The sequence below is a fragment of the Phenylobacterium sp. genome (assembly GCF_030654915.1).
Taxonomy (GTDB): Bacteria; Pseudomonadota; Alphaproteobacteria; order Caulobacterales; family Caulobacteraceae; genus Phenylobacterium.
The window spans coordinates 1-9,602 of record NZ_JAURWM010000275.1 but is presented as its reverse complement, the minus strand read 5'-3'; the positions used below and the strand labels follow the sequence as shown (position 1 = coordinate 9,602).

Below are 9,602 nucleotides of genomic sequence, written 5' to 3'. Positions count from 1 at the left end.
CCTTGGCGTCGGGCCGTTCGCGCTCCAGCGGCGCGTCCTTGATCGTCCCGAGCAGAATGAACCCCGCCACCTTTTCCTGCGGTTCGAGGCCCAGAATGGCCTTGGCCTGGTCGTCATAGGCGTACCAGTCGGTGATCCAGTTCGCGCCATAGCCCAGCGCCTGGGCGGCATAGAGCAGCGTGGTGCACACCGCCCCGGCCGACAGGATCTGTTCCCACTCGTGAATGTCGCTGGCCTTGGGGCGTGAGATCACTGCGACGCAGGCCGGCGGGATCTTGAGCTTGGCGAGTTTGGCGACGGCCTTGGCGTCGCCGCGCGAAAGCGCCAGTTCCTGCAAGCGGCCGGCGAAGGCGGTCTTGTTCTCACCTTCCAGGACGATGAACCGCCATGGCGAAAGCTTGCCGTGATCGGGCACGCGGGTGGCGAGCGAGATCAACGCCTCGATTTCGCTGCTGCTGGGGGCGGGGGCGGCCAAGGTTACGGCCGACGACGAGCGCCGGGCGGCCAGGAAATCCAGCAACTCTGGGCGCGGGCGTTGTTCGACCGGAGTCCCGAACTCGGGCGCGGCAGGTAGGGCTATGGTCAAGGTGGCGCCTCGTTGGCAAAACCGATGGGGACGCTCTTTATTGGGACCGAGCGTCGCGATCCACAAGGTCAGTTGAGAATATGTCGCAAAAACCTGACTGGCTTGAAGCGCATGGAACGCCTTGGCGGCGGGGCGAGGCCAGGGTCGTCTATGAGAATCCCTGGATTAAGTTGACCGAGCATGCCGCGGTGGCCCCCACAGGCGCCTCGGCGACCTACGGCCTAGTCGGCTTCAAGAATTTGGCCCTGGCCATTTTGCCGATAGATCAAGACGGCAAGGTCGTCCTGGTCGGCCAGCATCGGTTTCCATTCGGCGACTATAGCTGGGAGGTCCCTGAGGGCGGCGGCCCCAAGGGCGAGAACCCGCTGGACGGCGCCAAGCGCGAATTGGCCGAGGAAGCGGGGCTGGCGGCGGCCGAATGGCGCGAGATCCTGCGGATCCAGCTCTCGAATTCGGTGACCGACGAGCTTGCGATCGGCTATCTGGCCACGGGTCTTACGCCCGCGCAGGGCATGCATCATGCCGACGACACCGAGGATATCGCCCAGGTCCGGGTTCCGTTCCGGGAAGCCCTGGAGGCGGCGAACGACGGATATATTCGTGACGCACTGACAGTGGCGATGTTGCTGCGGGCCTACCATATGGCTCGGGAAGGCCATTTACCGGATGCGCTCGCGCGCGCCATGCTAATATAGGGGACCGCTTTTGGGACGGGAGGAGCCTTTGAGCCAACGCCTTGAGGTCATAGATCCGACAGTGCCGCCGCCCGTCTGGGCGTCGTTGCGCATGGAAGCCGAGCGCGCCGCGAAGGCGGAGCCTGCGCTCGCCTCGTTGCTCAACGCCGTGATCCTGAGCCATGAGGACCTGGGCGACGCCCTGTCCTACCAACTGGCGCGAAAGCTCGGTGACCAGGAACTGCGGGCGATGAGCCTGCGCGAACTGGCCGACGCCGCCTATCGCAGCGACCCACGCCTTGTCGGCGTGGCCGAAGCAGACCTGAAGGCGGTGTTCGAACGCGACCCGGCCTGCAAGGGCTATGTGCAGCCGTTCCTGTTCTTCAAGGGCTTCCAGGCCCTGCAGACCCAGCGGGTGGCGCACTGGCTGTGGCATCAAGGCCGCGAGACCATCGCGCTCTATCTGCAAAGCCGCATGTCTGAAGTGTTCCAAGTGGACATCCATCCGGCCACCAAGATCGGCTCGGGCGTGTTTATCGACCACGGCACCGGGATCGTCATCGGCGAGACCGCCGTGATCGGCGATGACGTCTCGATGCTGCAAGACGTCACCCTGGGCGGCACCGGTGCGGAGCGCGGTGATCGTCACCCCAAGATCGGGAAGGGCGTCCTGCTGGGCGCCGGCGCCAAGGTGCTTGGGAACATCACCATCGGCGATTACGCCAAGATCGCCTCAGGCTCGGTGGTGTTGAAGCCCGTGCCGCCGCATTGCACGGCGGCCGGCGTTCCGGCGCGCCTGGTCAATTGCCCGACCTGCGAGGAGCCAGCGCGCAGCATGGACCACACCTTGGCCGAGGCCGTGTACGACTACGTCATCTGACCGGCGTCGGGGCCGGAGCCTCGCCCGCGACCTGCGCGCCGTAGTATCGGCGGAGCAGGGCGAAGGCGGCGCTCGTTCCCAGCAGCGACAGCAGGATGGCGGAGGACAGCGGCGCGCCGCCCCACAACAGTCCGGCGGCGGCCAGGCAACCGGCGGCCCCGCCGGCGTCCCAGCCGCCTTCGGTCGCGACGTGGAAGCGAAGCGGGCAGGGCGAGGCCTGGGCCTGGTTGTATACCGCCGTCATCAGGGTCGGGACGTAAAACGCGTTGACCAGGGCGCCTGCCGCATTGGCGACCACCGCAATCGCCGGATGGCCATATCCATAGGCCCGGAAGATCAGCGTGGCGGCCATCGCCCCGATCGCCAGCCAGACGGCACGGCGCCCGTGACCGGCGTCGATGAAGCGGCCCAATAGCAGCCCGGTGATCGCGCCGGCGATAGCGGCGATGGCCATGGCCCCGCCGAACGCCGCGAAGTTCTCTCCCAGCGATATGAACAGGGCGATCTGCCAGACGAAAACGTAGCCGGCCGCGGTCCAGCCGTCGGCGGCGAACAGCAACATGCCGGGCAGGGCGGCGCGCAGGGCGCCAGGCGCGTCGGCCGCGATCAGCACGTTGGGCGTCCGCAGTAGCGGCAGGGCCGAGAGCGTGAGCACCACCGCCGTCGCGCCGAACGCGACGCGTGGCCCCAGGGTGACCAGAGCCCAGCCGGTTAGCAGGGGCGCGGCGATTCCGACCACCGCGGCGATGGCTTCACGCGCCCCGATCTGGTGTCCCCGATGCTCGGCGTCGCCCAGCGAGGCGAAATAGGCGTGATAGGAGGTCCAGTAGAAGGTGTCGCCCAGCGAGGAGACCACGCACAGGACCAGCAGCGGCCAGCCGACCCCGTTCACCTCGGCGAGCAGCGGATACTGCAGCGCGGTCAGGATCGTGCCGGCGATGACCAAGGGCTTGAGGCCGTAACGCTTGCCCAGCACCAGGACCGCCGGGCGGATAAAGAACCGCCCAATCAGGATCGCGGCCAGCGACGCAAGCACGCCATGGGCAGGCACGCCGGCCCGGAGCAGAAACACCGCGAAGAACGCGCCGCCACCGCTGAGCGCCAGGGCGTGGACGCCATAGTGCAGGTTCAGCAGGTTGACGGTGGTGTTGCGAAAGAACGCCATGGGCGGCCGCCTCTGTCCTGTAGGGGCGCGATGCGTCTTGGCTCGAACCTAGGCGATTGGCCCTAGATTGCGGGTGTTTCGCAAGCAATGCGGCGCACTGAATGTCGGATTTTCAACTTTTCGAAGAATGGCGTTCTTTGAATTGAGGGAAGATTGTAAAGTGGATTTTACATTGCGCCTGCCTTCACGGCGCCGAAGCAAGGGGCAGATCATGAAGACGCTCTTTCTAGCCGCCGTGGTCGCAACGCTTAGCGTGCAGGCGCCGGCGCAAGCCGCCATCACGCTCTACAATGATCAGGCCAGTTTCCTCGCCGCCGTCTCCAATCCCGGAACGGACAGTTTTAGTGATCTGGTCCCTCGTAGTGGGTTCGCCGGGCCGGTCAACCGCAGCGCCGGCGCACACAACTATACGGTGGCCGCGCCCGGGGGCTTCAATCCGGGCAGCAATCTGGCGGACGTATTCCTGACGACCACCAACGCCGACTCCACCATCAGGTTCAGCGGATTTGGATCGGACGTCTACGCGGTCGCGGGCCTGTTCTTCGGCAGTAATCTCGACGGGCACTATCAAGCCTCGCCGACCATAACCGTGACCGCCATCGACAGTGACGGCGACGTCACCGCGGTGTTGAAAAATCCTAACGCGGGCAGCTTCCTGGGCTTTGTTTCGACCGGGGGCCTCAGCGAACTGACGATCACGGTCGGCCGCAGCGGCATTTGGCCCTCTATCGACAACTTCACCCTGGCGGGCGCGCCGTCGAACTCCGTGGTCCCTGAGCCGGACATCTGGGCGATGATGATCGTCGGATTTGGCCTGGCCGGTGCGATGCTGCGCGGCGCCCAGAGGCGCCGGGCGTTCTCTTAGGGGGCTTGAAACTCTCGATCTGGGGCGCTTGACCGTTTGTGCCTGACGCAGACGTCCCCAGGAATACGAGCCGCCACGGTTTCCTCGCACCGGCAAAGCGATGTAGGTTCCGCCACTGTTGAATTCGAAGGAGCATGGCGTGCTGGACGAGAGAACTATCCGCAAGGTCGAAGGCCATCTGCGCGGCACCTTCGCCAATGCGCGGATCACCCTGGTTCCCCGCCCCAAGCAGAAGGACTCCGCCGAGGTCTATATCGGCGAAGAGTTCATCGGGGTCGTCTTCGAGGACGAAGATGGCGACGGATCGTTCATGTTCGAAATGGCCATCCTGGCCGAAGACCTGCCGTAAGGCTGGTTCTGCGGCTTCGCCTGTGGCGAAGTCGCAAGCGACCGTGACGACAGCCGGGTGTTGGCGCAACGGGGGTTGCACCCAAGGGTGCAGTCTCCCGCAGCCGGGAGAAGTTCCATATGCTTGAACAGCTTGGCGTTCTTGCCCTGCCTGCCATAGGCTTGTTTATGCTTGTCCTGATGATCTACGCGCTTCGGCCGAACCAAAGCAAACCGCAGGCGCCGGCGAAGACCATGCGCGATTCTCTCTCGGGCAGGCGTCGACCCCGGAATCCGACATAGCCGGTGACCGGGGCGCTCGCCCGTTGGTAGCGTAGCGGCCGATCACCGCAAAGAAGCGCCGGCCCCCGGACGGACATCGGGACCGGCGCTGAGTTCAGATGCGCGATGTCAGAGCACGCCCAGCATCTCGGCCACCAGCGGGTGGCGGACAATGTCCACGTCCTTCAGACGCACCACGGCGATGTTGTCGATCGCGTCGAACTTCTCCGCGACCGGCCCGAGCCCCGAGAGTTCCGGCAGCAGGTCCGATTGGGCCGGGTCGCCCGTCACCACCATGGTCGTATGCCAGCCGAGCCGGGTGAGCAGCATCTTGAGCTGGCCATAGGTGCAGTTCTGCGCCTCGTCGATGACCACGAAGGCGTTGTTCAAGGTCCGGCCGCGCATGAAGCCGACCGGGGCGATCTCGATGGCGCCTTCGGCCATCAGGGCGCGGACCCGCTTCATCGACAGACGGTCGGACAGGGCGTCGTAGAGCGGGCGAAGATAGGGGGCGAGCTTGTCCTCGGCGTCGCCGGGCAGGTAGCCGATGGATTCGCCGGCCTCGACGGCGGGGCGCGATAGGACGATGCGGCCGACGCGGCCGGCTTCGAGAGCTTCAACCGCCTTGGCGATGGCTAGGTAGGTCTTCCCAGTGCCGGCCGGGCCGAGCGCCATGACCAGGTTCTTGGCGTCGATGGCGTCCATCAGCTCCTGTTGGCCCTTTGACTTGGCCTTGATGGTCTTCACATAGCCCTGGTCGCGATCCTCATTGTTATTGTTGTGGGCCATGGGGGACCAGGCGCGCTCTAGGGGGAGACGGCGAATTTTCGCGTCACCCTCGAACTGACCGGCGTCGAACGCGCCTTCGCGCAGTTGTCGCTTCATAGCTCGCTTGGTCATCTAGGCCTCCACTCGGGCAAGAAAAAAGAGCGACGCCGGAATGGCTCGCCCTTGAGGATCGATGGAATATGCAACGAGGCGGCGGTGGCGCGCGCAGCGGCCTGGAGGCTCGCTTCCGGTTCGGGATCCAGGCGGGGATTCCCGCCGAAGCAAACGTAACACCAAAATACCTCCGCCTGAACGCAAGACCGCGAACCGGACGCCGGCTAGCGGCGTGATGCGGAAGGGCTATCGCCCTTCCGAATCGCATCACTAGAATGATGGTAACGCGGTTTATGAACGGTTAAGCACGCGTTCTAGATGAATAAACGGGGTATACGGATGGGTGTCTATAACTTGGGCGATGTCGCGCCCGAACTGCCTGGCGAAGACGAATACTGGATTGCGCCCACCGCCGCGGTGCTCGGACGGGTGATTCTCAAGAAGAACGCCTCTGTATGGTTCGGCGCGACGATTCGCGGCGACAACGACCCCATCACCATCGGCGAGAATTCCAACGTCCAGGACGGCAGCGTCCTGCACACCGACACCGGCGTGCCGCTGACCATCGGCGCCAATGTCACCGTCGGCCACATGGTGATGCTGCATGGCTGCACCATTGGCGACAATTCCCTGATCGGAATCGGCTCGATCATTCTGAACGGAGCCCGCATTGGGAAGAACTGCCTGATCGGGGCCAACTGCCTGATCACCGAGGGCAAGGAAATCCCGGACAACTCGTTGGTCATGGGCGCCCCAGGCAAGGTCGTGCGCGAGATCAGCGATAGCCAGGCCCGCGTCATCGCCGGCGGGGCCCTGCACTATGTCGAGAACTGGAAGCGCTATCGCGCTGGTCTGAGCCAGACCGCCTGACCATGGAGGTCCGCGATCTGGTGGACATCGCGATCGACGAGGACCCGCGGGCGCCCTGCCTGTGGGTTCCGTCCGAGGCCTGGCCGGAGTTCTGCGCCGCTATCGGCCAGAGGCCCAATCTGATCGGCGTGGTGATCTATCGCAACAAGACCATCCGCGACGGCGGACCGCTGACCGATATCGTCACCGGTTCGGAGCAGGGCTGGCGGACCTAGCTGAGGAGCGAGAGCGCGTCGTGGTCGAGGATGTGCCGCGACGCCCCGCCCAGCATCTGGATGAACATCGCATCGCCGCGCGGGGTCTGTTTCACGACCATCGCGGCGAAGAAGGCGGTGAGGAAGAGCAGGAACGCGCCGTGAGCGTAGTCCCGCGCCAGGTCGTCGCGGCTGTAGTTGTTGACCCCGTGAGAGCGCAGGCCGAGCAGATAGCGGTCCAGGAACTGCGCCTCATGCCGGTGGCGAAGCTCCGGGGAAACGCCGCCGGCCAGGAAGTAGGCGATATCCTGGGCTCCGCTGCCATAGGCGAAGGACTGCCAGTCGAGGGTCGTGACGCCCGCAGGGCCGAACATCATGTTGTCGGGCCGAAAATCGTTGTGGGTCAGGCAGCGTGGCCCGCGATGCAACTCGCCGAGGGCGGCGAACCGGCTGGAGAGACGCTCGCCGATCTCGATCCAGTCGGCCTGCAGGTGCTGCTGATATCGGTCGCGGAACGCGCCCCACAGCGCCTGGACCATTTCAGGCGTGGCCGCGCTGGGCGGGGCGGCCCGCGAGCCGGAGACCCACGGAAGGTCATCCAGGGCCTCGTCTTCCCAGTGCGAGGCGTGCAGCCGGGCGGCCTCGTCGATCACCGCCATCGCCTGGTCGAGGCTGACGCCGCGGAGTTGGTCGCCCTGCTGGGCCGGGGCCAGGTCTTCCATGAGCAGGACGAACTCGCCGCTAGCGGGCTCGACGTCGGCGAACAGGCAGTGCGGCGTGCGGATCAGGGCGTTGTCGGCGAGGTGGCGATAGAACATCACCTCGCGTGTGTAGTTGCCGAGCATGACGCCGGTGTTGAAGCTGATGGGATCGGCAGAGGGGAACTTGCCGACGACGGAGGCCGGGGCGTCATCGCCGCCGCGGGCATATCGCAGGCGAAAACGCACGCTGTCGCCGATCTGGCCGGTGCCGACCGGCGCGGCGGTGAAGTTGGACACCACCGCATCGACACCCGAGGTCTGCAAGGCGCGGGTCAGCCAGGCGGCGTCGATCGCCTCGGGGCGGCGAATGTCGGGCGCTTGATCTCTCATGCTGGCAGCTGGTGGACGTAGACTTCGTTCACGACGATTTCCCGCCCGCGCAGGACCACGAGGTCGAAGCCGCGAAGTTGCCCGGCGCCGTCCGCGCCGATCTTGCAGTACCAGCGGCCGCAGAACCCGTCTGGCGTCGGCCAGACCTCGTCGGGCGTGTAGGTCATCGGCGGGGTGGCGGCGAACAGGCCGTTCAGATAGCCGGCCAGCGCGACGCGGCCTTCAAGCCCGCCGACGGTTTGCGCATCCTTGTAGATGCAGTCTTCCGCGTAGAAGGCCACTAGGCGCGGGACGTCCTTATCAGTCCAAGCCTGCAGCCAGGCGGCGTTGAACGCGGTGATTTCGTCGGGCGTCATCGTCATGCCTCCAGCGGGCCAAGCACCCGAGCGCGATGTTGCTCGGTGAAGAACTCCGCCGGCGCCGCTTCCGGACCGGCCATGACCGCCACGCCGTGAACGCCAAGGGTCGGATCGCTGGCGGAGCGTTCGAAGTGAAGGCGTCGCCGCTCGCGGGCGGCCTCGCCAAATTCCATGTCGAGACCGGCCTGGAGCGAGGCGGCGAAGCGCAGCCGCCGCATCCGTTCGCGCCGCTCCTCGCCATAGGGGCGCAGCGTTGCGGTGTTCCATAGATCGGTCGACTTCAGCAATTCGCTGACCAGCCGGACGTCGCGATAGGTGATCGACAATCCCAGGCCGATGATCGGATCGTTCCAGCCAGCCGCGTCGCCGATCAGGACGACGCCTGGCGCATAGGGCTCGTTCGTCCAGGAGTCGGCATTGATGTAGCTGTAGAGCGGCCCGGCCGGTTTGCCCGCCACCAGATGCTGGTTCATGGGGCTGCAGCGCATGGCGAAGGTGTCCAGGAACTGGCGCGCGGCGTCCGGACCCTTGAAGCGGTGCTGTTGGCCAAGTGCGTAGCCGCCATAGATGCGGACTCGTCCATCCCCCTGTGGGAAGGCGAGGAAGCCGAAGTCTCCCTCGGTGCCGATCGCCTGCAGGTCCTGATCCCAGCCGTCGGCGCTCTCGACCAGCAGGCCGGCGAACCAATGGTGGGGTTTGTCCTGATGCAGCGTGACGCCCGCGGCCTCGCGGACCTGGGACGCTCTCCCATCAGCCCCTACCAGCAGGCGGGCGCCGACCTCAAAATTTTGCCCGTCATGCTCGAAGGTCAGGCGCGGCTTCTCGCCCGCCACAACCGAGGTGACCTGAACGCCGCGGCGTACCTCAGCGCCTGCGTCGCGGGCGGCGTCCAGCAGGGTCTGGCAGTGCAGGGGATGGCCCAGGCAGAGAGGGCCTGGCACGCCGTCGGCGAAGATGCTGAGCGGCAGCGTCCGGGCCTCGGCGTCGGACGGATCGCGGCTCTCGTCAAAGGTGACGTGGCGGGTCACATGATGGCCGCCGACCAACCGGAGCAGGTCGTAGAGGCCCAGGCGGCGGGTCTCGGCCACGCCCCACGGGGCGATCCATTCGCCGCGCACGCGGTCGACATAGGTCTCCGACTGTTCGAGAAGCAGCACCGAATAGCCCTCGCGGGCCATGACGGTCGCCAAGGCTGATCCGCCGACGCCGCCGCCAACGATGGCCAAATCGTAGGTCGCCATGAGAATCCTCCACGGTACCTTGTCGCCTCAGGCTGGGTGACCTTACTCCACGGCAATCAATAGGTTCAGGAATCGGCGGCGTTTCCCTCGCAATCTCCCGCGCCGGCCCGCGCCGGCCCGCGCCACCGGCCTTGACGGACGTAGCGGCGCCCCTGTGACCCTCGCCGCCACTTGAAAATGAGAGGA

Annotated in this window: 12 protein-coding genes; 6 read left to right on the top strand and 6 right to left on the bottom strand. The window is 65.8% G+C overall.

Features of this window, described 5'->3' with window-relative positions:
• On the bottom strand, positions 1-586 hold a 586-nt coding region (locus Q7T84_RS14465), incomplete at its 3' end, for a nitroreductase (RefSeq protein ID WP_304810157.1).
• Positions 587-666: 80 nt separating this feature from the next.
• Here Q7T84_RS14465 and Q7T84_RS14460 point away from each other — a divergent pair.
• On the top strand, positions 667-1,281 hold the full coding sequence (locus Q7T84_RS14460; protein WP_304810154.1) for an NUDIX hydrolase: 615 nt from the start codon (positions 667-669) through the stop codon (positions 1,279-1,281).
• A 28-nt stretch (positions 1,282-1,309) separates the two neighbouring features.
• Entirely contained in the window at positions 1,310-2,140 is an 831-nt protein-coding gene (gene cysE / locus Q7T84_RS14455; RefSeq protein ID WP_304810152.1) for a serine O-acetyltransferase, read from the top strand.
• Here the strand turns inward: cysE and Q7T84_RS14450 are convergent.
• Positions 2,133-3,305 (bottom strand): MFS transporter, encoded by a 1,173-nt coding sequence (locus Q7T84_RS14450; protein WP_304810150.1) that lies wholly within the window; start codon positions 3,303-3,305, stop codon positions 2,133-2,135. The genes cysE and Q7T84_RS14450 overlap by 8 nt on opposite strands.
• Before the next feature lie 73 nt (positions 3,306-3,378).
• Here Q7T84_RS14450 and Q7T84_RS14445 point away from each other — a divergent pair, with 73 nt between their 5' ends.
• The gene (locus Q7T84_RS14445; RefSeq protein WP_304810160.1) at positions 3,379-4,170 is read left to right on the top strand and encodes a PEPxxWA-CTERM sorting domain-containing protein; all 792 of its coding nucleotides are present in this window, start codon (positions 3,379-3,381) and stop codon (positions 4,168-4,170) included.
• A 142-nt stretch (positions 4,171-4,312) separates the two neighbouring features.
• On the top strand, positions 4,313-4,519 hold the full coding sequence (locus Q7T84_RS14440; RefSeq protein WP_056735203.1) for a DUF3126 family protein: 207 nt from the start codon (positions 4,313-4,315) through the stop codon (positions 4,517-4,519).
• Positions 4,520-4,908: 389 nt separating this feature from the next.
• On the opposite strand, the gene Q7T84_RS14435 is transcribed toward Q7T84_RS14440, so the two are convergent.
• Positions 4,909-5,679, bottom strand: coding sequence for a PhoH family protein (locus tag Q7T84_RS14435; RefSeq protein ID WP_304810148.1), 771 nt, complete (start codon positions 5,677-5,679; stop codon positions 4,909-4,911).
• A gap of 321 nt (positions 5,680-6,000) precedes the next feature.
• Here Q7T84_RS14435 and Q7T84_RS14430 point away from each other — a divergent pair, with 321 nt between their 5' ends.
• Together Q7T84_RS14430 and Q7T84_RS14425 are read left to right on the top strand one after the other, a co-directional pair.
• Positions 6,001-6,531, top strand: coding sequence for a gamma carbonic anhydrase family protein (locus tag Q7T84_RS14430; protein WP_304810146.1), 531 nt, complete (start codon positions 6,001-6,003; stop codon positions 6,529-6,531).
• A gap of 20 nt (positions 6,532-6,551) precedes the next feature.
• Positions 6,552-6,746, top strand: a complete 195-nt coding sequence (locus Q7T84_RS14425) for a hypothetical protein (RefSeq protein ID WP_304810144.1) — start codon at positions 6,552-6,554, stop codon at positions 6,744-6,746.
• On the opposite strand, the gene Q7T84_RS14420 is transcribed toward Q7T84_RS14425, so the two are convergent.
• The 3 genes from Q7T84_RS14420 to Q7T84_RS14410 are packed head-to-tail and all read right to left on the bottom strand — an operon-like array spanning position 6,743 to position 9,416.
• Positions 6,743-7,816, bottom strand: coding sequence for a phosphotransferase (locus tag Q7T84_RS14420; RefSeq protein WP_304810142.1), 1,074 nt, complete (start codon positions 7,814-7,816; stop codon positions 6,743-6,745). The two genes, Q7T84_RS14425 and Q7T84_RS14420, sit on opposite strands and share 4 nt — an antisense overlap.
• Positions 7,813-8,172 (bottom strand): nuclear transport factor 2 family protein, encoded by a 360-nt coding sequence (locus tag Q7T84_RS14415; protein ID WP_304810141.1) that lies wholly within the window; start codon positions 8,170-8,172, stop codon positions 7,813-7,815. Before Q7T84_RS14415 ends, Q7T84_RS14420 begins: the two co-directional genes overlap by 4 nt.
• A gap of 2 nt (positions 8,173-8,174) precedes the next feature.
• On the bottom strand, positions 8,175-9,416 hold the full coding sequence (locus Q7T84_RS14410; protein WP_304810139.1) for an NAD(P)/FAD-dependent oxidoreductase: 1,242 nt from the start codon (positions 9,414-9,416) through the stop codon (positions 8,175-8,177).
• Positions 9,417-9,602 lie beyond the last annotated feature (186 nt).

Coding starts and splice junctions, on each gene's coding strand:
- Q7T84_RS14460 (WP_304810154.1), top strand. CDS start 667: ATGTCGCAAAAACCTGACTGGCTTGAAGCGCATGGAACGCCTTGGCGG.
- Q7T84_RS14450 (WP_304810150.1), bottom strand. CDS start 3,305: ATGGCGTTCTTTCGCAACACCACCGTCAACCTGCTGAACCTGCACTAT.
- Q7T84_RS14435 (WP_304810148.1), bottom strand. CDS start 5,679: ATGACCAAGCGAGCTATGAAGCGACAACTGCGCGAAGGCGCGTTCGAC.
- Q7T84_RS14430 (WP_304810146.1), top strand. CDS start 6,001: ATGGGTGTCTATAACTTGGGCGATGTCGCGCCCGAACTGCCTGGCGAA.
- Q7T84_RS14420 (WP_304810142.1), bottom strand. CDS start 7,816: ATGAGAGATCAAGCGCCCGACATTCGCCGCCCCGAGGCGATCGACGCC.
- Q7T84_RS14415 (WP_304810141.1), bottom strand. CDS start 8,172: ATGACGCCCGACGAAATCACCGCGTTCAACGCCGCCTGGCTGCAGGCT.
- Q7T84_RS14410 (WP_304810139.1), bottom strand. CDS start 9,416: ATGGCGACCTACGATTTGGCCATCGTTGGCGGCGGCGTCGGCGGATCA.